The organism is Micromonospora sp. NPDC048040, assembly GCF_055587185.1.
Window position 1 is genome coordinate 219,786 of sequence record NZ_JBVJGT010000004.1, and the last position, 26,212, is coordinate 245,997.

A 26,212-nucleotide genomic window follows, 5' to 3' on the forward strand; every position below is an offset into this window, starting at 1 on the left:
TCACGGCCGTTGCTCAGGGTGGCCGCCGCCGCGGTGGCGTTGGCCGTCGGCGCCGGGACCGGCCCGCTGGTCGCGCCCGATCCGGCACGCGCCAACACCGTGCGTGACCTCCAGTGGTACCTCGACTCGCTGAAGATCCCCCAGGCCCACAAGATCACCAAGGGCAAGGGTGTCACCGTTGCCGTCATCGACACCGGCGTCAACGCGAACCTGCCCGATCTGCGCGGCCAGGTCCTGCCGGGTAAGGGTGTGGCGGCCGGTGCGGCCCCCGATGGCCGCCGCGACGACGACGCCAGGTTGGCCCACGGCTCGGCGATGGCGGGGATCATCGCGTCCAAGGGTGGTGGCGCCATGCGTCACCTGGGCATCGCCCCGGCGGCGAAGATCCTGCCCGTCTCCATGGGCGACTCCTTCAACTCGGGTGACCTCTCGGAGGGCATCCGCTGGGCGGCTGACGCCGGCGCGGACGTGATCAGCATGTCCGTCGGCACCGGCGCGGCAGCGCCGCCCGACCTGATCGCGGCCGTCCGGTACGCCTTGGACAAGGACGTCGTGCTGGTCGCCTCCGCCGGCAACCGGAAGCAGAACGACCGCATCGTCACCAGCCCGGCGAACATCCCTGGCGTCATCGCGGTGACCGGGCTGGGGAAGAACGGCGAGTTCTTCGGGGAGAGCGTCACCGGCCGGGAGGCCGTGCTCGCCGCTCCGATGGAAAAGATCATTTCCCCCAGGCCCACGTCGGTCTCGCCCAACGGCTACGGCCTCGGCAGCGGCACCAGCGACGCCGCCGCCATCATGTCCGGCGTGGCGGCGCTGGTGCGCGCGAAGTACCCGGACCTCGACGCGGCCAACGTGGTGAACCGGCTGATCCGCACCGCCCGCGACAAGGGCCCGGCCGGCCGCGACAGCCAGTACGGCTTCGGCGCGGTCGACCCGCTCGCCGCACTGACCCGTTCCGTGCCGGCGGTGGACGCGCACCCGCTGCTCGTCGGCGCCGGCCCGTCCGCCGGCCCCTCGGTGGGCGCGGCCGACCCGGCGGAGGACGACGGTCCGGCCGTGTCGATCAGCATGAAGAAGGGCACCGGCGCGCTGATCCAGGCGGGGCTCTGCCTGGCTGTTCCCCTCGCCCTGCTGATCCTCGTGATCGTGCTGGTGCGCCGGTCCCGGCGGAAGCCGACGCCCCCGGGCCCGCCCGGGTTCGCGCCGCCCGGCGGCCCACAGGCCGGCCCGCCCGGTTACCCGCCACCCCCCGGCTACCCGCCACCCTCCGGCTACCCGCCACCCGGCGGCGCACCGGGGATGCCACCCGCCAATCCGCAGGTCGGCCCGCCCGGTTATCCGCCGCCCGGCGGTCTGACGACGGGGCTACCGGTCCCGCCCCAGGCGGGTCCCCCGCCCGGCTACGGCCCGACGCCCACCGGCGGACCCCACCCGAACGGCGCGCCGCCGTCGCCCCAGAGCGGTGCCTGGCCGCCGCAGGGTGCCGCACCGGCGGCACCGCCACCTCCGCCGGCTCCCGGCGGGCACCAGCAGTAAGCCAGATTGTCAGTCGGCGACGGGGAGGAACCGATGACGGAAGACCGGACGAGCCCACGGGTGGACAGGACGGAGCAGCCGGACGAGATCCGGGTGGACACCCCCTACATGCCCATCACCCCGCTGGCACCCACCGTGCACATCAGCGGCATCACGATGGACAACGTCAACCGGGCGCAGACGCCCTCCGGCCTGGTGCCGGGGGCGGGCGAGAGCGGCGACAACACCGAGTGGGACGCGTCCAGCCTGGACAGCGCCATCGAGTGGCTCGAGTCGCACGCCTCCTTCCTGAACAAGCAGTCGTACACGATGGTCGAGATCCAGGACAAGATGGGCGGCGCCACCGGCGCCGCCGGCGTGAATGCCGTGGGTGGCGGTGGATCGAGCCCGCTCGGCGGATTCGACCGGGCCGGAGACCTTGCCCGCAAGCACTCCAGCCTGTTCACCACCACGCAGCAGAACGTCCGCAAGCTCGCCCAGGACCTCTACAAGGCGGCGAACGCGCTGCGTGAGGTCAAGGAGAACTACGAGACGGCGGAGAAGGCCAACGCCATGTCCGCGGCCGAGATGGAGCGCGCCTTCAGCGAAGCCTCCACCAGCGGATCCAACGGCTGAACGGGGAGGGTGACAGGATGCCGAGCTGGGAAGAGATGTGCCAGCAGGTCGTCATTGCGGGCCGGCCGGGCGACGTCGCCAGTGCCGCGCTGGGCTGGGACCAACTGCTGAAGAACCTGAACTCCGTCAAGGAGAGCCTGGAGAAGAACGTCACCGATCTGGGTGAGGTGTGGAAGGGGCCGGCGTACGACTCCTTCAAGACCCACATCAAGCAGATCGCGAAGGACACCGGCCGGATCGTCGAGGACGCCGAGAGCCAGAACGGCATCGTCCGGTCGCTCAATGACGCGGCCGACAAGCTGAGCGCCGCGCAGGCCGAGTTTCCCATCCCCGCGAGTTGCGTCAACGACGTGCTGGAGGCGCGCAACGGCCGCCTCGTGATCAGCACCGGCTTCTTCGAGATGAAGGTCAAGCCCGACTTCCTCGGCCTGCTCGACCCGCTCACCTCGCTCGCGGACTGGATCAACGACAAGTCCGAGGACGCGGCCAAGGTCTACAACCAGGTCAGCGGCGAGTACACGACGATCGACTCCGGCACGCCCGGCCAGACCACCCCGCTCGGCACCCAGACCCCGGAGGTCGAGACCCCGAACATCGGCGGTGGCCCCGGCGCCGGCAGCACCGGCAAGGTGCCGGGCATGGGCGGGATGCCCTCCACCGGCGGCATGCCGGGCATGGGCGGCACGCCGTCGCTCAACTCGGCCGACATGCCCGGCACGGGGAACACGGGGATCGGCTCCAGCACGCACCCCGACCTCACCGGCGGCGGCTACGACCCGAGCGGCGGCTACACGCCGAGCACCGACAGCCTCCCCGACGACTACGGCAGCGGTCTGGCCGGTGCCGCCCCGACCACGCCCGGCCTCGGCGGCGGTGGGCTGCCGGGGACGTCGGGTCTCGGCTCCGGTGGGTTGGGCGGCGGCGGCGGTGGTGGGTTGGGCGGCGGGGGCCCGATCCCGGGCGGCGGCTCGCTCGGCCGCCCGGTGACCCCCAACATGATGCCCATGATGGGCGGCGGCGCGGCCGGCGCCAACAGGGGCGGCGGCCGGGGCGGCAAGCTCGGCGCCGGCAAGCTCGGCGCGGGCGGCATGGGGCCGATGATGGGCGGCGGCGCGGCCGGCAACGCCGGCCGTGGTGGCGGTCGCGCGGGCGCCAAGGGCGCCGGCGTACGCGGCGCCGGCATCGCCGGGATGGGTGGCGCCGGCGGCGCCGGCTACGGCGAGGAGGAGCTTCCCCGCAACACCTGGCTGGAGGAGGACGAGGACGTCTGGGGCGCGGACGGCGGCGGCACGCCCGGCATCCTGCGCTGACATCGTCCTGCCGAGCGCCGTCCACCTGACGTGGTGGGCGGCGCTCGGCGCTGTCCGGCATCCTCCGCGCCGTCGACCGGCGACGTGGGCCGTCTCCGCCGCGGCCGGGTCCGGTACTCCGCCCGCTCCCGTTTCCGCCGTCGGATGTGTCGGCGTCAGGCGGTGGGGGCGGTGTCGGGCCCGGCCGGGCGGCGGCCCGGGCGCCAGCCCCGGCGCCGGCCGCGGATCAGGATCGGCTTGACGGCCAGCAGCAGCGTGGCGAGGAGCGCGCCGACGGCGGCGACCCACACCGCGACGGTGCCCTGCCAGGCCAGCGGGTCCGTGGTGGGGGGCGGCGGCGGCATCGCGCCGGCCGGCGGGTCGGTACGGGTGCCGAGCAGGGTCGCCACCGCCCGGTACGGGTTCACCACGCCGTGGCCGACCTCGGCGTTCCGCCCCTCCGGCGGGCTGTCGGCCGTCCGGATCAGCCGATCCTTCACCTGGGCCGGAGTGAGGTTCGGGTGGGCGGCCCGGACCAGCGCGGCCACCCCGGAGACGTACGCGGCGGCGAAGCTGGTGCCGCCCTGCGGCAGGAACAGGTAGCCCGTGCCGCCGGGCGCGGGACCGAGGATGTTCAGCCCGGGCGCCGCGATGGAGACGTAGTCCCGGGCCACCGAGCTGTCCACGTGCCCGCCCTGCTCGTCCACCCCGGCGACCGCGATCACGCCCTCGTACGCGGCCGGAAACTTGGCACGGTCCTGCTGGTTCTCCTGCCGGTTGCCGGCGGCGGCCACCACGATGACGCCCTGGCCGAGGGCGTAGTCGACGGCCGACTTGAGTCGCTCCGTGTCCAGGGTCGTCAGCGACAGGTTGATCACGTCGGCGCCGTTTCGCACCGACCACTCGATCGCCTCGGCGATCTGCCCGGGCAGTTCCTCGTCGACCCTGGTCTTGGTGTCGGGCAGGACGCGTACCGGAAGGATCTTGGCCTGCGGCGCGATGCCGGTGAACGGCCCGCCGGTGTCGTCCCGCCCGGCGATGATGCCGGCGATGATCGTGCCATGCCCGGCCAGGTCGCAGCGGCCCTGCTGCTGCGACAGGCCGTTGAAGTCCCGGCCCACCTTGACCTGGCCCTGCAGGACGGGGTGGCTGGCCGAGACGCCGGAGTCGATGACCGCGACGGTGACGCCGGCGCCCCGGGAGAGCCGCCAGGCCGATTCCGGTTCGAGCCGGTGCATCGGCCACGGTTTCTCGGCGGGAGCGGCCTCGCCGGCAGGGCCGCAGCGGGGGACCGCCGCTGCGGCGGGCGACGGGGCGACGACGGCGGTGCCGAGCAGGACCGCGGCTGCTCCACAGAGGACGGCGCGGGCGCCGCGCCCAGGACGGCGGGCCGGCTCGGTCCCGCCCGGTCGGAAACTCTCGCGCACGCGGTGAGATTACCGTCGCGCGTCGGCGGCGGTGGCCGCCGCCTCCGGCGTCAGGGGCGGTCGGCGCTCTCGGGCGTCATGTCGGTGAAGAGGGCGAGCAGGTCACCCACCTGCCGGTCGGCCTCGGCGGGGTGCCGGAACCGCCCGGCCGGGTTGATCGTGTACTCGTTACGCCGGCCCACCCGGGTGCGGTTCAGATAGCCGCCGGCCTCCAGGTCCGCGACGATCGCCTGGGCGGCCCGTTCGGTGACGCCCACCTCGTCCGCGACGTCGCGCAGCCGGGCGGTGGGGTTGCGGGCGATGGCGAGCAGCACGTGCCCGTGGTTCGTGAGGAACGTCCAGTTCCGGGTGCTCCCGTTCTCCCCTGTCGTCGCCATGTCGTCATCGTATGGCGCGCCTTTCGGGTTTCCGCCGCGCCCTCGTGCGGGAGGCCCGCCCGGCGTCCGCAGCCGGGCGCGAACATATGAAATGCATATCACGCATCCCTTGACGTACCTTCGAGTGCGTGTGACCGTGGGGACTGCCCGCGTCCAGCGTCGGCCGGGATGACCAGGTCGTTCACGTGAGGGACGAGGTGAGGGAGATGAGTCGTCCCGGATCTCCCGGCGCGCAGCCGGGCCCGGAGCGGAAGCCGTCGGAGCCGGCACCGGGGGGCTCGACCGCCGTGCGGGACGCGCTCCCCACTCCCGGCGACCCGGAGCAGGCGTTCGCCGAGTTGCAGGCCGGCAACCACCGGTTCGTCACCGGCACTCCACGCCACCCCAACCAGGACGCCGGGCATCGTGCCGCGGTCGCGGACGGGCAGCACCCGTTCGCGGTGATCGTCGGCTGCTCCGACTCCCGGCTCGCCGCGGAGATCATCTTCGACCGCGGCCTCGGCGACCTCTTCGTGGTGCGCACCGCCGGGCACACGGTCGGCCCCGAGGTGCTGGGCAGCGTCGAGTACGCCGTGACGGTCCTGCGCACGCCGCTGGTGGTGGTCCTCGGGCACGACTCCTGCGGGGCCGTCCAGGCGGCCCGTGCGGCGGACGCCACCGGCGCGCCCCCGGCCGGGCACCTGCGCGCCGTGGTGGACGCCGTGGTGCCCAGCCTGCGCCGCGCCGCCGCCGAGGGCGTGGACGACATCGACCGGATCGTCGACATCCACATCGCGCAGACCGTCGAGGCGATGCTGGACAGGTCGGCCGTACTCGCCGCCGAGGTTGCCGCCGGGCGCTGCGCCGTCGTGGGCATGTCGTACCGGCTGGCCGCCGGCGAGGCGCGGGCGGTCACCGCCGTGCCGACCGGCGAGCCGCGGGGGGTCGCCGCCGCGCCCACCGGGCCGGGCGCGGTCGACGGGGCACAGCCGGCCGCCAGCGCCGCCCTCGCCTGACCGGTTCCCGCGCTCGCCCGGCGGCCCGGCCCGGACGCCCGACGACGCCCGGCGACGAGGGCCACAGGCGTCGGCAGGGCCACGGGCGACCACAGGCCGTGGACGCAAGCAGGGTCACGGACGCCGACACGGCGACAGACGCCGACAGGGCCGCCCCGCGACTGCGGGGCGGCCCTGTCGTTGGCTGCCGTCAGAGCAGCGACACGTGCACGTGGTCCGTATGGTTCGACGGGCCGCTGTAGGACTTCCAGCCGGTCGCCGGGAACCAGATCTGCCGGTTCCAGATCACGTAGTAGATGCCGAGCCGGTCGGCGTTACGGACCAGGAACGCGGTCAGGTTGTTGCCGTACATGTAGGTGTCGTCGTTGTGCCAGGGGGAGAAGCCACTCCTCTGCAGCGACCAGTCGCAGGCCCGGCCCTTCGGATGCTCGTACGGCCCGCCGGAGCGGTAACAGCCGACGAAGCGGTTGAAGCCGGCCCGCTTGACCTCCTTGTACATGTGCAGCGTGCGCGCGGTGATGCAGCCGGAGGTGGTGGGGTCGTCCTCGGTGCAGGACAGGGGCTTCCAGTCGCCGTCGGCAGTACGACCCGGTGCCATCCGGGCCACCGGCGAGGTGGCGACCACCTTGCCGCTGGTCAGCCCCCTGCCGCCGACCAGTGCGAGCGCCTTCTCCGCCTCGCGCTTGCCGCGGGCCATCTCGTTGGTCAGCTTCGTCTGCTCGCGAACCTCGGCGTCGAGCGCCAGCTTGGCCTGCTCGGCGCGGTTCTTGACCGCGTTCACCTCGGCGAGTTTCTTGGAGTTGACCAGGTTCAGCTCGTCGAGGGCGGCGGCGCGCTTGACGAACGAGTCGGGGCTGGCGGTGTCCAGCAGCATCGACACCGCGCCGATCCGCCCGGTCCGGTAGGACTGGGCGGCGATCTGGCTCACCTGTGGGGCCAGCGCTGCCAGGTCGGCCTGCGCCCGGTCGACCTCCAGGGCCAGTTCCAGTTGGCGCTTCTTCGACTTCGCGAGCTTCGCCTTGGCCTGGACGTAGTTGCGGTTCCGCGTCTCGATCAGGTCGTTGAGCAGCTTGGGCTCGTCGTCCCCGTGGCCGGAGGGCTGGGGCGGTGGGGTGGGTGCGGCCGCCGCCGGGAGGGGCCCGGCGAAGACGGCCAGGGCGGCGATCACGGCCACCACAGGTGTCAACCAGCGGCGTAGGGGTGCCGTCACATTTTTCCCTTCCGTCGACCGCCGACCGGGTTAGCTGACGGGTTCGGGGCGGAAGTGGCCCCTACCGCTGTCGCGGATTCACCCCACGTACCTGGGTCCCCGGCTCGCCTGGCGGCGATTGGGCGGCGGCACCGCAGGCGCCGCTGCGCGCCTTCGGCGGTGACCGGCAGCGAGGTTACCCGAGAGCCCTGCCGGGGATCTACGTCCCTAAGCCGACTAAATGCGTTATTTCGTAACGGCGGAGGGTGAGCAGTGACGCGTTTATCAGGCGGGACGTCCTGATCGGTCACGCTGAGGAGTTTCACCATGCGGTGTCCGTGCTCCCGTCGCGGTCGGGCCACCCGGCGGGGGCGGCGGAGGGGGTGTTTCCGGCGCGCGGCCCGCTGAGGGCCTCCAGCGCCTCGGACCGGTCGGCCGCCGGTCGGGGAGCAGGCGGGGTCGGCGGTGCGCCGCGGTCGGCTGACTCACCGCCGCGCCGGCCGGCCGTGGTCACCACGGCCGCGAGCCCGGTGGTCAGCGGCACGGCGGCGATCAGGCCCAGGGTGGCGACCGCGCTGCGGACGATCTCCTGGGCCAGGAACTCGCTGGTCAGGATCTGGCTCACCGCCCGGGAGTCGGCGGTCAGCAGGAGCAGCACCGGCAGCGAGGCCCCGGCGTACGCCAGCACGATGGTGTTCACCGTCGAGGCGATGTGCGCGCGGCCGACCCGGGTGGCCGCCCGGTACAGCTGCATCCGGGACAGCCCCGGGTTGGCGTGCGCCAGCTCGGTGACCGTCGCGGCCTGCGTCACGGTGACGTCGTCGAGCACGCCGAGCGAGCCGATGATGATCCCGGCGAGCAGCAGGCCGTGCAGGTCGACGTCGGCCTGGAACATCGACAGCGTGGTGGCGTCCTCGGTGCCGAACCCGGTCAGGTGGGTCGCCGCGGTGGCGATCGTGCCGAGCACGCCCGTCAGCACCAGGCTGCCCAGCGTGCCGAGCACGGCGACCGAGGTCTGCGCGGTCACCCCGTGCGTCAGGTAGAGCACCACGAACATGATCAGTGCCGCGCCGACGACCGCGACCAGCAGCGGTGGGCTGCCGGCGCTGATGCCGGGCAGCACGAAGGTCAGCAGGATGGCGAAGCTCGCCGCCAGGCCGGCCAGCGCCGCGAGCCCCCGCCACCGCCCGAACGCGACGATCGCGGCGGCGAAGAGCACCACCAACCAGAGCAGCGGCTCGCCGCGCTGGTGCTCGGCGATGTTGTAGGCGCTCGCCGAGGGGTCGGCGGGATCGGTGAGCTGGACCAGAATGATCTCGTCGCCGACCGCGACCGTCGGCGCCCCCGGCCCTGCCGGTACGGGCGTCTCCACCTGCTGGCCGGCGTCGGGGCCGTCGTCGACGCGTACGGTCACGGTGCCGCAGGGGCCCTCCGCGGCGCCCGGGGCGCCCTCCGGCGCCTCCGGGGTGGGCGGGCACGGCTCCGTCACCACCCGGGTCACCGTGCCGTGGTGGCGGGGCGGATCGGTGCCGGGCGCGGCGTCCGGGGCGTCCCACGGCCAGAGCAGCAGGGCCGCGATCAGGGTGGCGACGAAGAGGGGCACCACCGTCGCGACGAGGATCCGTCGCACCCCCGGCGGGGCGGACGGTGCGGGACGGGTGTGGTCGGCGCCCATCGAGTGTCTCCCAACGAATCCAGGGCGGGGTACGTGCCGGCGGGCCGGTCGGTTCGGCGTGCCCGGGTGGCCGCCGCCGTGGATCGCCCTGTGGTGGCGGGCCGGTCACGCACCGCGACGGCCCGGCCCGGCCGGTCGCGGTCGCTCGATACCGCCGCCCGGTCGGGGCAGCGGTGCGGGCGGCGCGGAGTGCGGAGGCCACCGGCCGAATGGTAGCCATCCCGACATCCGGCCGCAGGTCGTGAGGGCTGGTGTCGGCCGCGGGCCGTCCCGTCCGGCGACCGCTGGTCGCCGCCCGGTCACCGCGGGTCGACGGTCCCGTCGTGGCCGACACGGCGGTCTCGTCCGGGGTGGATTCGCCGCCGGGTGCGCCGGTCGCCCCCAGACGCGCCGGCCCCGGGGGCTACCGTGGTCGGTGTGCGGGCGGCGGCGACAGTGACGGCGGGGCGATGGGTCCGGCTGCTGCTGCTCGTCGGCACGCTGTTCGGCCTGGCCGCGATGCACACCCTCGGCCACGGCTCGCACGCCGTGGGCCATCCCGCCGAGGTTTCCGCGCACGCCGTTGCCGCAGCCGGTGCGCACGGCGGCGCGGCGCAGGCGCTGCCCCGTCACGACACCTTTGCGCCGCTCAGTCAGGTCACCGCCGCGCTGCCCCGCCACGACACCGCCGCGCCGCTCGGTCAGGACCCCGCCATCGCGTACGTCGTCCCGGCGGCGCTGTCCGGCGTCGTGGGCTGCCCGGGCGACTGCCCGCACGAGCGGTTCCTCCCGTCCGGCGGGGCGGGCGGCGAGCTGCCCTGGTGGGGCGTGTGCCTGGCGGTGCTGGGCGCGCTCGCCGTTCCGCTGCTGCTCGCCGTGCTGCTGCTGGCCGGCGTGCAGGCCGCCGGCCTGGCGGGCCAGGGGTCGGGCGGGCCGGCCCGGTCGCCCCGTGCCCCGCCGTCCCGGCCGGTCGGCCTGCGGCTCGCCACGGTCTCGGTGCTGCGCAGATAGGACGCCCCGGCGCGGCCCGGTCAGCCGGTCCGCGTCCCCGTCCTGCTGCGTACGTTTTGACACCGAAAGGCCCAGACGTGACTACTCGTACCATTGCGCGCCGTGCCGCCCTGGCCGGCGCGACCGTCACCGCCGCCCTAGTCCTGACCGCCTGCGGCGGCGACGGGCACTCGTCCCCGGGCGCGGGGCACGGCACGCCCGCCACCAGCGGGCCGGCGGCCACCGCGTCCGGCGCGGCCGCCTTCGGCGACGCCGACGCGATGTTCGCCCAGATGATGATTCCGCACCACCGGCAGGCGGTGGAGATGGCGGAGCTGGCCGCCACGCGGGCGGCGGACCCGGAGGTCAAGCGGCTCGCCGGGGAGATCAAGGCCGCCCAGGCGCCCGAGATCGCCACCATGAGCGGCTGGTTGTCGGCCTGGGGGCGGCCGGTGCCGTCGCCCGGCGCCGAGACGCCGCACATGGACCACGGCATGCCCGGCATGATGTCCGACGCCGACATGGAGAAGTTGGCGGCGGCCTCCGGGCGGGAGTTCGACCGGCAGTTCCTGACCATGATGATCGCGCACCACGAGGGTGCCGTCACCATGGCCCGGGACGAGCTGGCCCGGGGTGTGAACGCGGAGGCCAAGGCCCTGGCCCAGCAGATCGTCACCACCCAGCAGGCCGAGATCGACACGATGGAGAAGATCCTCGACCGGCTCTGACCCGGGCCGCCCCGGCGCTCGTACCGGGCGAGCGCCGGGGCACCGCCGGCCGGGTCAGCCGCGCTTCATGAGGCGGCCGACGGCGGCCATCATCTCGGTGGCCATCTCGTCGGCCCGGCCCTCGGCCGCCCCTTCGTGCATGCAGTGCCGGGCGTGCCCGTCGAGCAGGCCGAGGGCGACCTTGTCCAGGGCGGCCTGGATCGCGGAGATCTGCGTGAGCACGTCGATGCAGTAGCGGTCGTCGTCGACCATCTTCTCGATGCCGCGGACCTGCCCCTCGACGCGGCGCAGCCGCGCGAGCAACTGGTCCTTGCTGGCGGTGTAGCCCCTGGTCGGGGCGGGCGTCGGTGTGGTCATGCGATCCAGGATAGCGTACCCCTCGGGGGTATGGTACTGTCCTCCGTGTCCGATACCCCCACCGGGTATCGGTACGCAGGGCAGGCATCCGTCCGCCTCCTCATTACCCCTGGGGGGTATATGCTGGAGGCGTCGAGAGGAGAGTTCGATGGTCACCACGACGTACCAGGTGCAGGGCATGACCTGCGGGCACTGCGTCAGCTCGGTCTGCGCCGAGGTCGGCGCCATCCCGGGCGTCAGCGACGTCCAGGTCGACCTCGCCACCGGGCGGGTCACCGTCACCAGCGAAAGCCCACTGGACACCGACACCGTGCGCGCCGCCGTCGACGAGGCCGGCTACGACCTCGTCGGCGCCTGACGGCGGGCACGGGGAAACCGAGGTACACCATGAACACGGCGACGAAACTGAGCGGTTTCGTCCTCGGTCTCGCGGCGGTCTTCGGCGCGGCGTACGGGGTCGGCCAGGTGGCCGGCCCCGTGGCCCCGGCCGCCGGGACCGGCCACGACGCCGCGGACGGCCACGGGGACACCGGCGGGGCCGGCCACGGGGGCGACGAGGGCGGCGCGGCGGCCCACCTGCCCGGTGGACTGCTCGTCTCCGACCGCGGCTACACCCTCCGACCGGTCGACGCCCCGGCCGGGCAGTTCGCCTTCCAGGTCACCGGCCCGGACGGCCGGCCGGTCACCGCGTACGACGTGGCGCACGACAAGCGCATGCACCTGATCGTGGCCCGCCGCGACCTGTCCGGCTTCCGGCACGTGCACCCGGAGATGACGGCGGACGGCACCTGGCGGGTCGACTCGCCGCTGGGCGGGCCCGGCGTCTGGCGGGCGTTCGCGGACTTCACCCCCACCGGGGGCGAGGCGCTGACCCTCGGCGTCGACGTGACCGTTCCCGGGGCGCTGACCGAGCAGCCGCTGCCCGCCCCGGCGGCCAGCACGACGGTCGACGGCTACACCGTCACCCTCACCGGTGCCCCGCAGCCCGGCCGCACCGCCGAGCTGACCCTGACCGTCAACCGCGACGGCGCGCCGGTCACCGACCTGGAGCCCTACCTGGGCGCGTACGGCCACCTGGTGGCGCTGCGTCAGGGCGACCTGGCGTACCTGCACGTGCACCCCGACGGCGAGCCGGGCGACGGGCGGACGAAGCCCGGCCCCGAGGTGAGGTTCTTCGCCGAGGTGCCGTCGGCCGGCGCCTACCGGCTCTACCTGGACTTCAAGCACGGCGGCGTGGTGCGCACCGCCGAGTTCACCGTCGTCGCCGGCACCCCGACGGGGTCGGCCTCGCCGGCCGCGACGGGCACCCCGGCGGCGCGCACGCCCGCCGCCACGAGCTCCCCGACCGCCGACGCCGGCCACGGCGCCCCCGGTCACGGGCACAACTGACGGGACCGTGATGACCACCACCAAGCCGCTGCAGATGGCACCCAACCAGATCGAGCTGGCGATCGGCGGGATGACCTGCGCCTCCTGCGCCTCCCGGATCGAGAAGAAGCTGAACCGGATGGACGGCGTGACCGCCACGGTCAACTACGCCACCGAGAAGGCCAGCGTCCGGTACACCGACGACGTCAGCCCGGACGACCTGATCGCGACGGTGGAGAAGACCGGCTACACCGCCGCCCTGCCGCCCCCGCCCGCACCCGCCGGCGCGGAGCCGGCCGCCGAGCCCGTGGACGAGCTGCGCGGCCTGCGTACCCGGCTGTGGGTATCGCTCGTGCTCACCGTGCCGGTGATCGCGCTGGCGATGGTGCCCGCCTGGCAGTTCACCTACTGGCAGTGGCTGTCGCTGACCCTGGCCGCCCCGGTCGTCGTCTACGGCGGCCTGCCGTTCCACCGGGCGGCCTGGGTCAACCTGCGGCACGGCGCGGCGACCATGGACACCCTGGTCTCGCTCGGCACCCTGGCCGCGTTCGGCTGGTCGGTCTGGGCGCTCTTCCTCGGCACCGCCGGGGAGCCGGGGATGACCCACCCGTTCACCCTCGACATCAGCCGCACCGACGGCGCCGGCAACATCTACCTGGAGGCGGCGGCCGGGGTGACGGCGTTCATCCTCGCCGGCCGCTACTTCGAGGCCCGCGCGAAGCGGACCGCCGGGGCGGCCCTGCGCGCCCTGCTCGAGCTGGGCGCCAAGGACGTCGCGGTGCTACGCGACGGCGTGGAGACCCGGATCCCGGTGGACCAGCTCGCGGTGGGGGACCGGTTCGTGGTCCGGCCCGGCGAGAAGGTCGCCACGGACGGGGTGGTCGACGAGGGCACCTCCGCGGTCGACGCGAGCATGCTCACCGGCGAGTCCGTCCCGGTCGAGGTCGGCCCCGGCGACACCGTCGTCGGCGCCACCGTCAACGCCGGCGGACGCCTCGTCGTCACCGCCACCCGGATCGGTGGCGACACCCAGCTGGCGCAGATGGCCCGGCTGGTCGAGCAGGCGCAGACCGGCAAGGCGGCGGTGCAGCGCCTCGCCGACCGGATCTCGGGCGTCTTCGTGCCGATCGTGATCGCCCTCGCGGCGGGCACCCTCGGCTGGTGGCTCGGCACCGGGGCGGGCGCGACGGCCGCCTTCACGGCCGCCGTGGCGGTGCTGATCATCGCCTGCCCGTGCGCCCTCGGGCTGGCCACGCCGACCGCCCTGCTCGTCGGCACCGGCCGCGGTGCCCAGCTCGGCATCCTGATCAAGGGTCCGGAGGTGCTGGAGTCCACGAAGCAGGTGGACACCGTCGTGCTGGACAAGACCGGCACCGTCACCACCGGTCGGATGACCCTGGTGGACGTGCTCCCGGCGGCCGGCGAGGACCGGGCGGAGCTGCTCCGGCTGGCCGGGGCGCTGGAGGCCGCGTCCGAGCACCCGATCGCCCAGGCGGTCGCCGCCGGCGCGGCCGAGGAGGGTGCGCTGTTGCCGGTGACCGGCTTCGCCAACGTCGAGGGGCTCGGCGTGACCGGCACGGTGGACGGCCGCGAGGTGCTGGTCGGACGGCTCCGGCTGCTGCGCGAGCGCGGCCTCGACGTACCGGAGGAGGTGGCGCGGGCGGCGACCACGGCGGAGGCCGAGGGACGGACGGCCGTGCTGGCCGGCTGGGACGGGCGGGCCCGGGGCGTGCTCGCGGTGGCCGACGTCGTCAAGCCGACGAGCCGGGCGGCGGTCGCGCGGCTCCGGGAGCTGGGTCTGACCCCGGTGCTGCTGACCGGCGACAACACCACGGTCGCCCGCGCGGTGGCCGCCGAGGTGGGCATCGACGAGGTGATCGCCGAGGTGCTGCCCGCCGACAAGGTCGACGTGGTGCGACGGCTCCAGGGCGAGGGGCGGACCGTGGCGATGGTCGGCGACGGCGTCAACGACGCCGCCGCGCTGGCCCAGGCCGACCTGGGCCTGGCCATGGGCACCGGCACCGACGTGGCGATCGAGGCGTCCGACCTGACCCTGGTGCGGGGCGACCTGATGGCCGCCGTGGACGCGATCCGGCTCTCCCGGCGCACCCTCGGCATCATCAAGGGCAACCTGTTCTGGGCCTTCGCCTACAACGTGGCGGCCCTGCCGCTGGCGGCCGCGGGCCTGTTGAACCCGATGATCGCTGGCGCCGCGATGGCCTTCTCCTCGGTCTTCGTCGTCGCCAACAGCCTGCGGCTGCGCGGCTTCCGCCCGGTCGCCTGACCCTGCCCACCGCGCCGCCGGTCCTCCCTGAAGGGGGCCGGCGGCGCGGTCGTTCGGGGCGGTCCTCGCAGGACCCTTGTCCGCCGACCGGCCGCGGTCGGCACGGACCCGACGCGGGTCGCCGCGTTGACGGTGGGCGGTCGGGGCGGTTGGGCGCCGGCCGGGCGGGGTACCCCGAGGACCTACCGGCACTGCCAATCGGAGGTTGACATGGGCTTCGACGACAAGATCAACAACGCGACCGAGGACGCCGCCGGCAAGCTGAAGGAGGGCGCCGGCCGGGCCACCGACAACGAGCGGCTCGAGGCCGAGGGGCGCAACGACCAGACCAGCGCCAAGCTGAAGCAGGCGGGCGAGAAGGTCAAGGACGCATTCAGGAGCTGACCCTCGTACGCGCGAACCGCCGGGCCGGCCCTCGCCGGCCCGGCGGACCGTGTGTCGCGGCGCGACGGCCGACGTGTCCCGGAGGCGACCCCGCTCGTTGGCAGGACGACGTCTCGCCGCCCGGCGTCGGTCGACCCCGTGCCGTCCGCCGGACGGCCGAGACCCGCGAAACGAGAGGGCCCATGTCCCGATCCGTCGTGTACGCGCGGCGCGCCGCCACCACGGTGGCGCTCGGGGTGCTGGCCGTGGGCTGCCAGGACGCCCCCCAGGAGGAGGCCGGCGCACCGACCGCCGCGTCGTCGGCGAGCCCGACAGCTCCGGCGGGTGCCACCGCGAGCCCGTCCCCGGTCGCCACGACGGCCGCCAACACCGCCGACGTCTGCCGGCAGGTGGACCGGGTCATCCTCACCGGCAGCCAGAAGATCGCCACCGACTCGACGGCCTCGGTCCGCCGTGACCTCACCGGCGAGCAGGTCACCGACCAGCTCCGGCGCAACCTGGCCGACCTGGCCGACGACGTACGCGCCCAGGCCCGCCGGGCCGCCGACCCGCAGATCCGCGCCCTGATCGAGGACACCGCAGACCGGATCGACGCCGGCTCCCGGGCGTCCCGCCCGGCCGCGTGGATGAGCACCACCTTCACCGGCATCCCGGCGCGGCTGACCCGCGAGTGCCACGCCTGAGCCGACCCCTGTGCCGATCTCCGGTGGCTCCGGGGGAGGACCAGGGGGCATCCCCCACCCGTCCCTGAGATCGACCGTCCACTGGTGACGCGCCGGCGGCTGACCCGCTAGCGTCCGTTTGCATGTGCAAGGGCTGGTCATGAGCGCTGGTCCGACGGCCACCGGCGACGAACTGGTGCGCGTACTGGCCACGTTGGCCAACCCGCACCGGATGCGGGTGGTCGCCGTGCTGGCGCGACGCCGCGCGTACGTCAGCGAACTCGCCCGCGAGCTCGGCATCAGCCGGGCGCTGGTGCAGGTGCACCTGCGCAGGCTCGCGGCGGCCGGCCTCGTGTCCGCGCACCTGGAGTTGTCGGAGGACGGGAAGGCCATGAAGTACTACGAGGTGAGTCCGTTCGCGTACACGCTCACGCCTGCCGCCATCGCGGTGGCGGCCGACACGCTCACCGCCGGATCCGGCGCGGGGCCGGACGAGGACGAGGGACGGCGGGCATGAGCGAGCACGACTGGACCGAGGTGGTCGGGGCGATCGGGATCTTCGCCCTGCTCGTCAGCGTGATCACGGTGACGATCGTGCAGGTCGCCAAGACCCGGCGGGCCCGGGCGGCGGGGGCCCGCGAGGAGGAGTACCGGCGGCTCGCCCAGACCGCCGTCGAGGCCCAGGCGGCCTCCGCCCGGGTGCTGGCGGCCCTCGACGGCCGGCTCGGCGGGATGGAGTCCCGGTTGGTGTCGCTGGAACGCGTCCTGAAGGACGTCGACTAGCGCAGCGGAAAGGCCCCGGGCCGTCGAGCGCCAACTCGACAGCCCGGGTGGAAGCAGCACCACCTCGCCCGTGGGCGAGTTCTCATCGCAACGCTCCTTCGACGGAGAGGACAGCATCTCGTGCTGCGCGTACGCAAGTCCGCCCCTCGTGGCGGCGACCGACCCCGGGTGCCCGACGTCGTGGGCGACCCGGGCCGACAGGACGCGGAGGGCGGACCCCGGCGTCCGCTCCGGCTCCGGGCGCTGGCGCTCGGCGCGACCGCCGCGCTGCTGGCGGCGGGCCTGCCGGCGCCCGCGCCCGTCCTGGCCGCCCCACCGGCGCCGGCCGCCGCGCCGGGCATCGCCTGGCAGCCCTGCGCGGAGGACCGCACCGCCGAGTGCGGCACCCTGTCGCTCCCCGTCGACTGGGACCGGCCGGACGGCGACCGGTTCACGCTCCACCTGGCCCGCCGCGCCGCCACCGACCCGGCCGCCAGGATCGGTTCGCTGGTGTTCGGCCCGGGCGGGCCGGGGGACTCCGGCGTCCGGCGGATCATCCGGAACGACCGGTTCAGCGACGACCTGCGCCGCCGGTTCGACATCGTCAGCTTCGACCCGCGCGGCATCGGCCGGAGCAACCCCGTGCTCTGCTCGGCGGCGCTGCTCGATCGGCAGCCCCAGGTCATCACAGACCAGGCCCGGTTCGACGCCACCCTGGCCGACAACGCGCTGCTCCGTGAGGACTGCCGGCAGCGGACCGGGCCCTTGTTCGACCACGTCGACACCCGCAGCGCCGCGCGGGACCTGGACGCCGTCCGGGCGGCGCTCGGCGAGCCCCGGCTCACCTTCCACGGCAGCTCGTACGGCACCCTGTTCGGCGCGCAGTACGCCGAGGAGTTCCCGCACCGGGTCCGGGCCATGGTGTTGGAGAGCGTGGTCGACCACAGCCTCGGCACCCGGGCGTTCCTCGACACCCAGGGCGCCGCCGCGCAGGACTCCTTCGACGAGTTCGTCGCCTGGTGCGCCCGTACGCCGAGCTGCCCGTTGCACGGCGAGGACGTCCGGGCCGCCTGGGCGGGCCTGTTCCCCCGCGCGGAGCGGGGCGAGCTGGCGGACCCGGACCGGCCCGGGGCGGCGCTGACCCCGTACGACCTCAGCCGGCTCGCCCAACGCGCGCTGTACGGCCCGGACTGGGCCGGACTGGCCCGGGACATCGTGGCCCTGCGGGCGACCCCGCCCGCTCCCACCGGGCTCCCCGCCACCGCCGCTGCCGCGGGCGAGGACGCCGTGCGGCCGCACCCCTTCGCGGTCTTCTGTGCCGACTGGCACCTGCCGGTCCGCGACCACCGGGAGTACGCCGCCCACCTGCGCCGGATGGCCCGGATATCGCCCGACCTGCGCTACCCGCAGGGGCTGCTGGCGATCGCGACGTGCCTCGGCACGCCGGCCCCGGTCGCCAACCCGCAGCACCGGCTGCGGGTCCGCACCGACGTGCCGCTGCTGCTCGCCAACACCCGGCACGACCCGGCGAGCGGCCACAACTGGGCGACGAACGTGGCGCGGCAGCTCGGCCGCTCGGGGGTGCTGCTGACCTACGAGGGTTGGGGGCACGGCAACTACACCCGCAGCACCTGCGTGCAGGACGCGGTCGACCGCTATCTGATCTCGGTCGACGTGCCCGCCCGCGACACCCGCTGTCCGGCCGTCCCGGTCGCCTGACGGAGCGCCGGCCGGCGTGCGCCCCCGTGCCGCACGCCGGCCGGCGCGCCCGTCAGCGCGGCTCTCGGCCGGGCCCGCCGGGACTCGTCGGTGTCGCCAGCCGGGCGGCGCGCAGCTCCAGGTAGCGCTGCTCCGGCAGGCTCGTCGTGCCCCGGGCCGCCGCCAGGTACGCCGCCCGCGCCGCCCGCGGCTCGCCGGCCAGCTCCAGCAGGTGGGCGCGGACGGCGGCCAGCCGGTGGTGCCCGGCGGTGCGGTCGTCGGCGTCGAGCGGGGCGAGCAGGGCCAGACCGGCGCGGGGACCGTCCACCATGGCCACCGCGACCGCCTGGTTGAGGGTGATCATCGGGTTCGGGGTGATCCGGGCGAGCAGCCGGTAGAGCGCCAGGATCTGCGGCCAGTCCGTCAGCTCCGCCGACGACGCCTCGGCGTGCACCGCGGCGATCGCCGCCTGGAGCTGGTACGGGCCGGGCGGCGACCACGTCAGCGCCTCGGTGACCAGGGCGATCCCCTCCGCGATGGCGGCGGCGTCCCAGCGGTCGCGGTCCTGCTCGGCGAGCGGGACCAGCTCGCCGGCCGGCCCGGTCCGGGCCGCCCGGTGCGAGTCGGTGAGCAGCATCAGCGCCAGCAGCCCGCTCACCTCGCCGTCGTCGGGGAGCAGCCGGTGCAGCGTGCGGGCCAACCGGATCGCCTCGGCGGTCAGGTCGGCCCGGTGCAGGTCCGGCCCGCCGGAGGCGGTGTAGCCCTCGTTGAAGATCAGGTAGAGCACCTGGAGCACGGCCCGCAGCCGCTCGTCCCGATCCCCGGACGAGGGCATGTGGAACCGGGCCCCGGCAGCCTCGATCCGCTGCTTGGCCCGGCGGATGCGCTGGCTCATGGTCGCCTCGGGCACCAGGTGTGCCCTGGCGATCTGCGCGGTGGTCAGGCCGCCGACCGCGCGCAGCGTCAGCGCGACCTGCGCGGACCGGGCCAGCGCCGGGTGGCAGCAGAGGAACAGCAGGGTCAGGGTGTCGTCCCCGGCCGGCGGCTCCTCGTCGGCCGCGGGCGCGACCGTCGCGTACGCCGGCTCGCGGACGGCCACCGCGACCTCCCGGTCCCGGCGGGCCCGCTCGCTGCGCCACTCGTCGGTCAACCGGCGGCCGGCGACGGTGAGCAGCCAGGCCCGGGGGTTGTCCGGCACGCCCTGTTCCGGCCACTGCATGGCGGCGGCGAGCAGCGCCTCCTGCACGGCGTCCTCGGCCGCGTCGAACTGGCCGTGTCGGCGGACGAGCAGGCCGAGGACCTGCGGCGCCAGGTCGCGCAGCAGGTCCTCGACGTGCCGTCCGCTCACATGTCCGTCCCGGCCTCGTTCATGACCGCCCGCACCTCCAGCGCGCCGAAGCCCAGCCGCACGTCCGGCCAGCGGCTGGCGATCTCGGCGGCCCGCTCGGGGCCGTCGCAGTCGACCATCAGGTAGCCGGCGAACTGCTCCTTGCTCTCCATGAACGGCCCATCGGTCACCTCCGGCCGGTCACCGGCCAGCCGCACCGTACGCGCCTGCGACGGGTCGGCCAGCGCCTGGCCGCCGACCAGCTCGCCGGACTCCGTCAGCTCGCGCATGATCTCGTCGACCTCGCCGAAGAGCGCGGTGCGTTCCTGCTCCGACAGCTCCTCGGCGAACCCGGGACGGTTCCAGATCAGCAGCATGTACTTCATCGGGTGCTCCTCGTCGGCTCGGCCGCGCCCATGGTGACGCGTCTCCGGTGAGGGGTCGGAGCCGACCCGCCGGATCCGACAGCGGTGCGGGAAGATTCTCAGCGCCGGCCGCGTACCTGGCGCTTCGGGCTGGGGCCGCCGCCGAGCGAGGCGCGGTCGGCGGCGGAGGTGCCGGACGACCAGCCGTCGGCGTCGCGGACGGTGAGCCGGGCCCGGGTGACGCCGGGGAAGAGCGTGTCGAGGCGTTCGCGCACCGCCTCGGCGCGGGTGGCGAGCACCGGCAGCAGCCGCTCCGGCCCGGCCTCGGTGGCCGCCTGCCGGTCCGCGTCCTCGGTGGCCGCCCGCAGCCGCTCGCCGATCCGCAGCGCGAAGGCGTTGAGGAAGGACTCGTCGTAGTCCCGGGTGCGCCGGCCGGCACCCTTGGCCCGTCGCTCGCTCCGGCCGCGCAGCATCGCGGCGGTGGCCTGCACCAGCAGCGAGGTGTAGAGCAGCTCGACCGCCTCCAGGTCGGCCGGCCAGCCCAGCACGGTGGTGAAGCCCAGGTCGTCGGACCACACCGCCTCGCAGCGGTTCGCCGCCGCCACCTCCTGCACCAGCAGCGCCTTGGCGCCCGCGTACGGGGGGTCGGTGCCGAGACGCACCCCGCCGGGCTGGTCGGCGCGCTCGGCGACGCCCGCCAGCAGCGCCTGGTCGATGCTGTGCCGGGCGATCAGCTCCTGGGCCTTGCCGGTCAGCGCCTCCGCCTCGGCCGGGTAGGTGGTCGACTCCGCCTTGGCCAGCAGCGCCCGCACCCGGTCGAGCATCCGCGAGCCGCCGCGCGACCCGCCGCGTGCGGCGACCGCCCCGGTGGCGCCGGGCGGCGGGCGCAGCACGGCGACCGGCGGGAGCCCGTCGACCAGGGCCAACGCGTCGACCGCCGCGCGCAGCGCGGTGAACCGGTCCCACCCGGCGCGGGCCGACCACGCGGCCAGGTGGCCCTCGTCGGCGTCCCACCACACCCGCGCGCCGAGGTCGCGGAGCTGGTCGTCCCACCACGGAGGCACCGGCCCGGTCAGGTCGCGGCGGTGCGCCGCGAGCGCGTCGGTCACCAGCCCGGCCGACCGGGCACCGAGCCGGCGGGTGGCGAGTCGGGCCAGGTCCACCGGCTGCCAGCCGCGCGGCACCAACCGGCCGACCCCGCGGACCAGGCGGCGCAGGAGCGCGGCGTCGACGTCCGCCGCGCCGTCCGCCGCGCCGGTGCCGATCATCAACCGGTCCAGCTGCCGCTCGGCGAGGCGTACGTCGGCGCCGCGTACCGCCGCGAGGGCATCGCTGATCAGTTCCTCGGCGTCCGGCACGGCCGCGTCCTCCTGGGGTCTGCTCCGGCGCGCCCGAAACGATCGTCGCCTGCCCGCCGAACGTACCCCCGCGCCTGCCCGCCGTCCGCCGGTCGTGACGGGTGCCACCAGAGCCCGCCGCACGCCGGCTCTCCCCGGCCGACGGCGTCGGCATGCTTCGCCCGGTCCGGGGTAGATCGGGGGCCGGCGCGAGGTGATGCGAGGTTTCGTGATGGCGGGATCGTGGTTGCTGGGCAACGGCTCCGGCACGCCGGCGGAGCGGCCGACGGCGGTGCTGGTCGCGGTGCACCAGCACGAGGCGGGCGACACCGGGCCGGGGACGCAGGTGTCGCTGTCCGAGCTGCGCCGGCTCGCCGACACCGACGGGCTCGCCGTCGTCGACGAGGTGGTGCAGAACCGGCCCCGCCCCGACCCGGCCACCTTCGTCGGCTCCGGCACCGTCGACGAGCTGGCGGCGTTGGCCGAGCGGACCGGCGCCGACCTGGTCATCGCCGACGGCGAGCTGACCCCGGGCCAGGTGCGCAACCTGGAGGAGCGGGTCGGCGTACGCGTGGTCGACCGGACCGCGCTGATCCTGGACATCTTCGCCGAGCACGCCCGCACCAGCGAGGGCCGCGTGCAGGTGGAGCTGGCGCAGATCGCGTACCAGCTGCCGCGGCTGCGCGGCGACGGGCGCTCGATGTCCCGCATCGGTGGCGGCCGGATGGCCGGCGGCGCCGGCATGGGCGAGCTGCGCGCCGCGCTGGCTGGCCCGCCGGTGACCCGACCGGGCGTCCCGGACCTCCGCCGGCCCGTCCTCGCCGCCCGCTGCCACCGGTGCCGGCCGCGGCCCGTGGACGCGTGGCGGCCCCGCCCGGCGACCGCCCGGTCGGCGGTCCGGGTGCCGGCGGGCGGCTGCCGCAACAACACCGGGCGACCCGGCAATAGTGGGGTGTGAAGACCGAGACCCCGCCCTGCGACGAGGAGCTCTGGCCGGCGGTCGCCGCCGGCGACGAGGGCGCGTTCGGGCGGCTCTTCGACCGCCACTCGCGGGCGGTCTACAACCACGCCTTCCGGCTGACCGGCTCCTGGTGCACGGCGGAGGACGTCACCCAGGCCACCTTCCTGGTCGCCTGGCGGAGGCGGGACGCGGCACGCCTGGTGGACGGGTCGGTGCTGCCCTGGCTGCTGGTGGTGGCAAGCAACGCCGTACGCACCGAGTGGCGCTCGGCGCGGCGGTGGGCGGCGCTGCTGCGCCGGCTGCCGGCCGACCGGCAGGCGGCGGACGACCCGGCCGAGGAGATCGCGCAGCGGCTGGACGACGAGCGGCGGATGAGGGCGATCCTGGCCGCCGCCCGACGGCTGCCCCGGGCGGAGCGGGAGGCCGTCGCGCTCTGCCTCTGGTCGGGGGTGTCGTACGCGAACGCGGCGGCGGCCCTCGGCGTCAGCGAGGTCGCCGTCCGGTCCCGCGTCAGCCGCGCCCGGAAACGGCTGGCGCGGCTGGTCACCGACGAGAACGAGGAGGAGCAGCGATGACGAGGGCTCTCGAACCGCCCGGCGAGCGGGACCTGCCGCCCCGGGTGGCGAATCGGTTACGGGCCGACGTCCTCCGTGCGGTCGGCCGCCCGACGACGGGACGGATCCGCCTGCGGTTCGCCGTGGGCCTGACCGCGCTGGCGGTGGTCGCGGCCGGATTCGCCGTGCGGGAGCCCTCCGACGTCGAGACGGTGGAGGTGCTGGCGATGGGGTACGGCGAGTTGTCGCCCACCCTGCGGGCCGCCGCGCGGCAGTGCCTGGAGTGGGGCCCGCGGGACGGGGAGGTGCAGCCGACCATGGCCGATCTGGCGATGGCGGCCGAGCGGGGCGACGGCGCGGTCGTGTTCTTCCTGACCGACAGGGGCTACGTGACCTGCGACGTCGACCGGCCGGCGGGCGCGGAGGTGTCGGGCGCGCGCTCCGTCGACCGCTGGCCCTCGCACGACCTGCTCCCCGGCCCGGTGCAACGGCTCCTGCTCACCTCCACGGAGCGGTCCGGTGGCGACGTGACGGTCAGCGGCCGGGTCAGCTCCCGGGTCGCCCGCCTGGTGCTGGAACACGGCGACGGGAAGACCACCACCGCCCGGATCTCCGGTGGCGTCTTCGCCGTCATGACGGTCGGGGCCGACCTCGACGAGGACGGGCCGCGCCTGGTCAGCTACGACGCCGCCGGCGCCGAGATCGACCGCCGCCGGTTGTTCCAGCCCTCGAACGAGTTCGAGCACTGCTACGTCGACCCCGCCGGCACGGTGGTGTACGGCCGGCCCGGCGGTGACTGCCGACCGGCCGAGCCCTGGGGGCGGTGACGCCGCCCCCGGCAGAGCGCCGGTCGGTCAGCGGGCGGCGTGCGGGTTCCCGGCCGTCAGCCGGAGCGTGAAGCCCTCGCCGTCGCGGTGCCAGGTCACGTGGCTGCACGACTGGTAGGTGATCCACAGGCCCAGCCCGCCCGGGGCGCCGCCGGACGCGGGGAGCAGCCCGCAGAACGGATCCCCCGGCCCGTCGCCGCCGTCGCGGACCGTCGCCACGATGCGGTCGTCGCCGGACCAGACGCGCAGCAGGACCGGCGGCCGGCCGTGGCGCAGCGCGTTGGTGACGATCTCGCTGACCGCGACGACGAGATCGTCCACGTCGTCGGCCGACACCTGGCCCCGGTCGGCCTTGTGCACGGCGGCGCGCGCCTCGGCCGCCGTCGGGTCGGTCAGCTCGACGACCGGCGGCTCCGCCTGGAGGGGGTCGGGCACGACCCGCCGGGTCTCCCGCAGGTAATCCGTCGGTGACGTCCAGGTCGTGCTCGGCATGTGCCGGCCGTCGGCGGTCGCGAACCGGGGATGCGTGCGGGCCACGTCCGCCAGCACCTCCGGCGGCGTGCACCGGGTGTCGTACGCGCACATGCTCCACAGCGGGAAGTCGTCGTAGGCGTGGTTGATCGCCGACTCGTACCGGGCCCACCAGTCCCACGTCGCGCCGAACGCGGCCGGGGGCACCTCGCCGAGGATCCGGATCTGCCGGGCGCCGGCGGCCACCTGTGCCGCGAGGAGTTCCCGGTAGGACCGGATGGCGGAGGCGGGCCGGGTGTAGACGTCGCCGCCGGGCAGAAACTCCACCCCGCGGCCGGCGGGCAGCGCCGAGCGGACCAGCCCGCCGGTGCGCTCGCCCAGGGCCACGTAGGTGGGCTCGCCCGCCTCGACGCCGCCGAGCAGGAACGGCACCACCACGGCGAGCAGTTCGTCGTCGGAGTCGTACCGGACGGCCTCGTGGTAGTAGCCGTGGTGCTGGGCGGCCGCGCCGGTCCTCATCGCGCGACCTCCACCCGGATGCCCGGCAGGTCCAGCAGGTCGACCAGCCGGGCCGCCGCCGAGCGGGAGGTGCGCAGCACGGCGGTCGCGCCGCGGCGGCGCGCGTACTCGGCGAGGTGGGTCAGGGCGCGGTGGTCGAGGAAGCGCAGCCCGGCCGCGGACAGCACCAGCTCACCGTCGGTGGGGCGCAGGTCGGCGCGGTCCAGGGCGGCGCGGAACAGCTCGTGGTTGGACAGGTCCAGCTCGCCGGCCAGCGCGGCGTGCCCGTCGGCGGGCGCGACGGCGTACAACTTGAACAGCACGTCGTCGACGTTGCTGGCCGGGTGCAGGCAGGCGAGCTGGGCGACCGCCCGGTCGCCCAGCCCGGGCCGGTGGTAGGCGCACATGGCCGAGAACGGCCGGGTGCGCATGTAGCGGTCGACGAGGTGCTCGTAGCGGGTGAAGCTCTCCAGCTGGGCCGGGGTGCGGACCAGCTCGGTGGCCTCCGCGGCCACGCGCAGCCCGGTGTGCCCGGCGGCGAGCGCCTCGTCGGTGGCGGCCGTGTAGGCGGCGACCTGCGTCGGCGGGTCGACGACGTGGCCGTGCGAGTAGGTCGAGAACAGGGGGACCACGGCGGCGGCGCCCCGGCGCACGGCGGCGGCGAAGCCGGGCAGGCGGCGCAGCCGGTCGGCCACCGCGTCCGCGGGGTGCGGCGTGACGTACCAGACGCGTTCGCCGGCGGCGAGGCCCGCGAGCAGGTAGCGCTCCGCCTGGGCGGCGAGCGACCCCAGGTCCTCGTACGCCCAGCAGAAGTGCCCCCGCGGCGCGGTCCGCCGCCCTTCGGTGATCACGCTGATTGCCCCACGGCAACCAGTGTAGGTCGTCGGGAGACGGGGGCCAGGGGCCCGAACTGCCCGGCCGGTGCGGGCGGACCGCCGGTCAGGCGCGCCGCGCGCCGCCCAGCCGGGCGGTGCGGGGGAAGGACGCCCAGATGTTCTTCGTGGTGCCGGTGGCGTACCAGCCGACGTCGAGGGACAGGGCGCGGGCGAGTTGCAGACCGCGCCCGCCGGCACCCTCGGGCTGCGTGTCGGCGAGCTCCGGCAGGGAGCCGAGGTCGTGGTCGGCGACGTCGAGGACGAGGTGGTCTTCGGTGGCGAGGAGCCGGACGATGGTCGGCGGTCTCCCGTGGCGCAGGGCGTTCGTGGCGAGTTCCGTGGCGATCAGCACGACCAGCTCGGGGACCTCCTCCAGGGCCTCGCCCTCGCCGAGCACGTCGCCGGTCAACTCCTCGTGCAGGGACGCCCGCAGGCCGCGCAGGTCCGCCCCCTCGGACAACGTCCACCGCCGCAGCTCGACGGCCTGCGGCGGGGGTGGCGAACTGCTGAGCTGACCCATGGCGGGGTGGTACCCCGTCCCCGCCAGGCTCAAGCCGGGAACGGGTCGATCAGCGCACCGGGTCGTGGGGGGGGGGGGGGGGGGGGGGGGGGGGGGGGGGGGGGAGGGGAGAGGGGAGTCTGCCACCCCCCACCCAACCACCACCAGTCCCCCCCCCCAATA

Annotated in this window: 28 protein-coding genes and 1 riboswitch; of the genes, 17 read left to right on the forward strand and 11 right to left on the reverse strand. The window is 75.2% G+C overall.

The genetic code is table 11. The features are described from left to right. The first annotated feature begins 18 nt into the window (after positions 1-18). The 3 genes from ACZ6O2_RS07645 to ACZ6O2_RS07655 are packed head-to-tail and all read left to right on the forward strand — an operon-like array spanning position 19 to position 3,461. Positions 19-1,536 carry a S8 family serine peptidase gene (locus tag ACZ6O2_RS07645; RefSeq protein ID WP_466022386.1) on the forward strand — a complete coding sequence of 506 codons (1,518 nt, stop codon included), beginning with the start codon at positions 19-21 and terminating at the stop codon, positions 1,534-1,536. Between the two features lie 33 nt (positions 1,537-1,569). Further along, entirely contained in the window at positions 1,570-2,151 is a 582-nt protein-coding gene (locus ACZ6O2_RS07650; RefSeq protein ID WP_466022332.1) for a hypothetical protein, read from the forward strand. Positions 2,152-2,168: 17 nt separating this feature from the next. Continuing rightward, entirely contained in the window at positions 2,169-3,461 is a 1,293-nt protein-coding gene (locus ACZ6O2_RS07655; RefSeq protein ID WP_350701641.1) for a WXG100 family type VII secretion target, read from the forward strand. Between the two features lie 155 nt (positions 3,462-3,616). On the opposite strand, the gene mycP is transcribed toward ACZ6O2_RS07655, so the two are convergent. Together mycP and ACZ6O2_RS07665 are read right to left on the reverse strand one after the other, a co-directional pair. Beyond that, positions 3,617-4,867, reverse strand: a complete 1,251-nt coding sequence (mycP, locus tag ACZ6O2_RS07660) for a type VII secretion-associated serine protease mycosin (protein ID WP_466022333.1) — start codon at positions 4,865-4,867, stop codon at positions 3,617-3,619. A gap of 50 nt (positions 4,868-4,917) precedes the next feature. Next, complete coding sequence (locus tag ACZ6O2_RS07665) at positions 4,918-5,244, reverse strand: helix-turn-helix transcriptional regulator (protein WP_350701637.1); 327 nt, start codon at positions 5,242-5,244, stop codon at positions 4,918-4,920. A gap of 206 nt (positions 5,245-5,450) precedes the next feature. Between ACZ6O2_RS07665 and ACZ6O2_RS07670 the strand changes: the two genes are divergently transcribed. Further along, the gene (locus tag ACZ6O2_RS07670) at positions 5,451-6,239 is read left to right on the forward strand and encodes a carbonic anhydrase (protein WP_466022334.1); all 789 of its coding nucleotides are present in this window, start codon (positions 5,451-5,453) and stop codon (positions 6,237-6,239) included. Positions 6,240-6,429: 190 nt separating this feature from the next. Here the strand turns inward: ACZ6O2_RS07670 and ACZ6O2_RS07675 are convergent, their stop codons facing one another. Beyond that, positions 6,430-7,449, reverse strand: a complete 1,020-nt coding sequence (locus tag ACZ6O2_RS07675; protein ID WP_350701633.1) for a coiled-coil domain-containing protein — start codon at positions 7,447-7,449, stop codon at positions 6,430-6,432. A 3-nt stretch (positions 7,450-7,452) separates the two neighbouring features. Beyond that, positions 7,453-7,584: riboswitch (cyclic di-AMP (ydaO/yuaA leader) on the reverse strand. Between the two features lie 166 nt (positions 7,585-7,750). Then, positions 7,751-9,103 carry a YibE/F family protein gene (locus ACZ6O2_RS07680; protein WP_466022335.1) on the reverse strand — a complete coding sequence of 451 codons (1,353 nt, stop codon included), beginning with the start codon at positions 9,101-9,103 and terminating at the stop codon, positions 7,751-7,753. A 417-nt stretch (positions 9,104-9,520) separates the two neighbouring features. Here ACZ6O2_RS07680 and ACZ6O2_RS07685 point away from each other — a divergent pair, with 417 nt between their 5' ends. Together ACZ6O2_RS07685 and ACZ6O2_RS07690 are read left to right on the forward strand one after the other, a co-directional pair. Further along, positions 9,521-10,093 (forward strand): hypothetical protein, encoded by a 573-nt coding sequence (locus tag ACZ6O2_RS07685; RefSeq protein ID WP_466022336.1) that lies wholly within the window; start codon positions 9,521-9,523, stop codon positions 10,091-10,093. 77 nt (positions 10,094-10,170) lie between these two features. Continuing rightward, positions 10,171-10,800, forward strand: a complete 630-nt coding sequence (locus tag ACZ6O2_RS07690; protein ID WP_466022337.1) for a DUF305 domain-containing protein — start codon at positions 10,171-10,173, stop codon at positions 10,798-10,800. 54 nt (positions 10,801-10,854) lie between these two features. Here ACZ6O2_RS07690 and ACZ6O2_RS07695 read toward each other — a convergent pair whose 3' ends face one another. After that, positions 10,855-11,157, reverse strand: a complete 303-nt coding sequence (locus ACZ6O2_RS07695; RefSeq protein ID WP_350681148.1) for a metal-sensitive transcriptional regulator — start codon at positions 11,155-11,157, stop codon at positions 10,855-10,857. Between the two features lie 148 nt (positions 11,158-11,305). Here ACZ6O2_RS07695 and ACZ6O2_RS07700 point away from each other — a divergent pair, with 148 nt between their 5' ends. The 8 genes from ACZ6O2_RS07700 to ACZ6O2_RS07735 all read left to right on the forward strand — a co-directional run bounded on the left by ACZ6O2_RS07700 (position 11,306) and on the right by ACZ6O2_RS07735 (position 18,336). Further along, positions 11,306-11,515 carry a heavy-metal-associated domain-containing protein gene (locus tag ACZ6O2_RS07700; protein WP_466022338.1) on the forward strand — a complete coding sequence of 70 codons (210 nt, stop codon included), beginning with the start codon at positions 11,306-11,308 and terminating at the stop codon, positions 11,513-11,515. A 29-nt stretch (positions 11,516-11,544) separates the two neighbouring features. Further along, complete coding sequence (locus ACZ6O2_RS07705) at positions 11,545-12,546, forward strand: hypothetical protein (protein WP_466022339.1); 1,002 nt, start codon at positions 11,545-11,547, stop codon at positions 12,544-12,546. Between the two features lie 10 nt (positions 12,547-12,556). Next, on the forward strand, positions 12,557-14,809 hold the full coding sequence (locus ACZ6O2_RS07710) for a heavy metal translocating P-type ATPase (protein WP_350701623.1): 2,253 nt from the start codon (positions 12,557-12,559) through the stop codon (positions 14,807-14,809). A gap of 210 nt (positions 14,810-15,019) precedes the next feature. Continuing rightward, positions 15,020-15,193, forward strand: coding sequence for a CsbD family protein (locus tag ACZ6O2_RS07715; RefSeq protein WP_350681140.1), 174 nt, complete (start codon positions 15,020-15,022; stop codon positions 15,191-15,193). A 182-nt stretch (positions 15,194-15,375) separates the two neighbouring features. Beyond that, on the forward strand, positions 15,376-15,876 hold the full coding sequence (locus ACZ6O2_RS07720) for a hypothetical protein (RefSeq protein WP_466022340.1): 501 nt from the start codon (positions 15,376-15,378) through the stop codon (positions 15,874-15,876). Between the two features lie 139 nt (positions 15,877-16,015). Continuing rightward, complete coding sequence (locus ACZ6O2_RS07725) at positions 16,016-16,372, forward strand: ArsR/SmtB family transcription factor (protein ID WP_350701620.1); 357 nt, start codon at positions 16,016-16,018, stop codon at positions 16,370-16,372. Next, entirely contained in the window at positions 16,369-16,638 is a 270-nt protein-coding gene (locus ACZ6O2_RS07730; RefSeq protein WP_350701618.1) for a hypothetical protein, read from the forward strand. The genes ACZ6O2_RS07725 and ACZ6O2_RS07730 overlap by 4 nt, the downstream gene beginning before the upstream one ends. Positions 16,639-16,806: 168 nt before the next feature. Then, positions 16,807-18,336, forward strand: coding sequence for an alpha/beta hydrolase (locus ACZ6O2_RS07735; protein WP_466022341.1), 1,530 nt, complete (start codon positions 16,807-16,809; stop codon positions 18,334-18,336). A gap of 52 nt (positions 18,337-18,388) precedes the next feature. On the opposite strand, the gene ACZ6O2_RS07740 is transcribed toward ACZ6O2_RS07735, so the two are convergent. The 3 genes from ACZ6O2_RS07740 to ACZ6O2_RS07750 form a co-directional block, all read right to left on the reverse strand. Beyond that, entirely contained in the window at positions 18,389-19,663 is a 1,275-nt protein-coding gene (locus ACZ6O2_RS07740; protein ID WP_466022342.1) for an RNA polymerase sigma factor, read from the reverse strand. After that, the gene (locus tag ACZ6O2_RS07745; protein WP_393257992.1) at positions 19,660-20,028 is read right to left on the reverse strand and encodes a YciI family protein; all 369 of its coding nucleotides are present in this window, start codon (positions 20,026-20,028) and stop codon (positions 19,660-19,662) included. The genes ACZ6O2_RS07740 and ACZ6O2_RS07745 overlap by 4 nt, the downstream gene beginning before the upstream one ends. Before the next feature lie 98 nt (positions 20,029-20,126). Then, a complete protein-coding gene (locus tag ACZ6O2_RS07750; protein ID WP_466022343.1) occupies positions 20,127-21,365 on the reverse strand; it encodes a DUF2786 domain-containing protein in 1,239 nt (412 codons plus the stop codon). Between the two features lie 211 nt (positions 21,366-21,576). On the opposite strand from ACZ6O2_RS07750, the gene ACZ6O2_RS07755 reads away from it, so the two are divergent. The 3 genes from ACZ6O2_RS07755 to ACZ6O2_RS07765 are packed head-to-tail and all read left to right on the forward strand — an operon-like array spanning position 21,577 to position 23,686. Continuing rightward, positions 21,577-22,302 carry an HflX-like GTP-binding protein gene (locus ACZ6O2_RS07755; protein ID WP_466022344.1) on the forward strand — a complete coding sequence of 242 codons (726 nt, stop codon included), beginning with the start codon at positions 21,577-21,579 and terminating at the stop codon, positions 22,300-22,302. Next, positions 22,299-22,880, forward strand: a complete 582-nt coding sequence (locus ACZ6O2_RS07760) for an RNA polymerase sigma factor (protein WP_350701607.1) — start codon at positions 22,299-22,301, stop codon at positions 22,878-22,880. The genes ACZ6O2_RS07755 and ACZ6O2_RS07760 overlap by 4 nt, the downstream gene beginning before the upstream one ends. Further along, the gene (locus tag ACZ6O2_RS07765; RefSeq protein ID WP_466022345.1) at positions 22,877-23,686 is read left to right on the forward strand and encodes a hypothetical protein; all 810 of its coding nucleotides are present in this window, start codon (positions 22,877-22,879) and stop codon (positions 23,684-23,686) included. Before ACZ6O2_RS07760 ends, ACZ6O2_RS07765 begins: the two co-directional genes overlap by 4 nt. A 27-nt stretch (positions 23,687-23,713) precedes the next feature. On the opposite strand, the gene ACZ6O2_RS07770 is transcribed toward ACZ6O2_RS07765, so the two are convergent. The 3 genes from ACZ6O2_RS07770 to ACZ6O2_RS07780 form a co-directional block, all read right to left on the reverse strand. Next, complete coding sequence (locus ACZ6O2_RS07770) at positions 23,714-24,676, reverse strand: anti-sigma factor RsbA family regulatory protein (RefSeq protein WP_466022346.1); 963 nt, start codon at positions 24,674-24,676, stop codon at positions 23,714-23,716. Then, the gene (locus tag ACZ6O2_RS07775) at positions 24,673-25,506 is read right to left on the reverse strand and encodes an MEDS domain-containing protein (RefSeq protein ID WP_350701601.1); all 834 of its coding nucleotides are present in this window, start codon (positions 25,504-25,506) and stop codon (positions 24,673-24,675) included. Before ACZ6O2_RS07775 ends, ACZ6O2_RS07770 begins: the two co-directional genes overlap by 4 nt. Before the next feature lie 88 nt (positions 25,507-25,594). Continuing rightward, positions 25,595-26,050 carry an ATP-binding protein gene (locus ACZ6O2_RS07780; protein WP_350701600.1) on the reverse strand — a complete coding sequence of 152 codons (456 nt, stop codon included), beginning with the start codon at positions 26,048-26,050 and terminating at the stop codon, positions 25,595-25,597. Positions 26,051-26,212: the final 162 nt, after the last annotated feature.

Bases quoted from the DNA above. Each gene is read 5' to 3' on its own strand.
- ACZ6O2_RS07650 (WP_466022332.1), top strand. From the start codon at position 1,570: ATGACGGAAGACCGGACGAGCCCACGGGTGGACAGGACGGAGCAGCCG.
- ACZ6O2_RS07655 (WP_350701641.1), top strand. From the start codon at position 2,169: ATGCCGAGCTGGGAAGAGATGTGCCAGCAGGTCGTCATTGCGGGCCGG.
- ACZ6O2_RS07665 (WP_350701637.1), bottom strand. From the start codon at position 5,244: ATGGCGACGACAGGGGAGAACGGGAGCACCCGGAACTGGACGTTCCTC.
- ACZ6O2_RS07670 (WP_466022334.1), top strand. From the start codon at position 5,451: ATGAGTCGTCCCGGATCTCCCGGCGCGCAGCCGGGCCCGGAGCGGAAG.
- ACZ6O2_RS07680 (WP_466022335.1), bottom strand. From the start codon at position 9,103: ATGGGCGCCGACCACACCCGTCCCGCACCGTCCGCCCCGCCGGGGGTG.
- ACZ6O2_RS07695 (WP_350681148.1), bottom strand. From the start codon at position 11,157: ATGACCACACCGACGCCCGCCCCGACCAGGGGCTACACCGCCAGCAAG.
- ACZ6O2_RS07700 (WP_466022338.1), top strand. From the start codon at position 11,306: ATGGTCACCACGACGTACCAGGTGCAGGGCATGACCTGCGGGCACTGC.
- ACZ6O2_RS07705 (WP_466022339.1), top strand. From the start codon at position 11,545: ATGAACACGGCGACGAAACTGAGCGGTTTCGTCCTCGGTCTCGCGGCG.
- ACZ6O2_RS07710 (WP_350701623.1), top strand. From the start codon at position 12,557: ATGACCACCACCAAGCCGCTGCAGATGGCACCCAACCAGATCGAGCTG.
- ACZ6O2_RS07715 (WP_350681140.1), top strand. From the start codon at position 15,020: ATGGGCTTCGACGACAAGATCAACAACGCGACCGAGGACGCCGCCGGC.
- ACZ6O2_RS07720 (WP_466022340.1), top strand. From the start codon at position 15,376: ATGTCCCGATCCGTCGTGTACGCGCGGCGCGCCGCCACCACGGTGGCG.
- ACZ6O2_RS07725 (WP_350701620.1), top strand. From the start codon at position 16,016: ATGAGCGCTGGTCCGACGGCCACCGGCGACGAACTGGTGCGCGTACTG.
- ACZ6O2_RS07730 (WP_350701618.1), top strand. From the start codon at position 16,369: ATGAGCGAGCACGACTGGACCGAGGTGGTCGGGGCGATCGGGATCTTC.
- ACZ6O2_RS07745 (WP_393257992.1), bottom strand. From the start codon at position 20,028: ATGAAGTACATGCTGCTGATCTGGAACCGTCCCGGGTTCGCCGAGGAG.
- ACZ6O2_RS07755 (WP_466022344.1), top strand. From the start codon at position 21,577: ATGGCGGGATCGTGGTTGCTGGGCAACGGCTCCGGCACGCCGGCGGAG.
- ACZ6O2_RS07765 (WP_466022345.1), top strand. From the start codon at position 22,877: ATGACGAGGGCTCTCGAACCGCCCGGCGAGCGGGACCTGCCGCCCCGG.
- ACZ6O2_RS07770 (WP_466022346.1), bottom strand. From the start codon at position 24,676: ATGAGGACCGGCGCGGCCGCCCAGCACCACGGCTACTACCACGAGGCC.
- ACZ6O2_RS07780 (WP_350701600.1), bottom strand. From the start codon at position 26,050: ATGGGTCAGCTCAGCAGTTCGCCACCCCCGCCGCAGGCCGTCGAGCTG.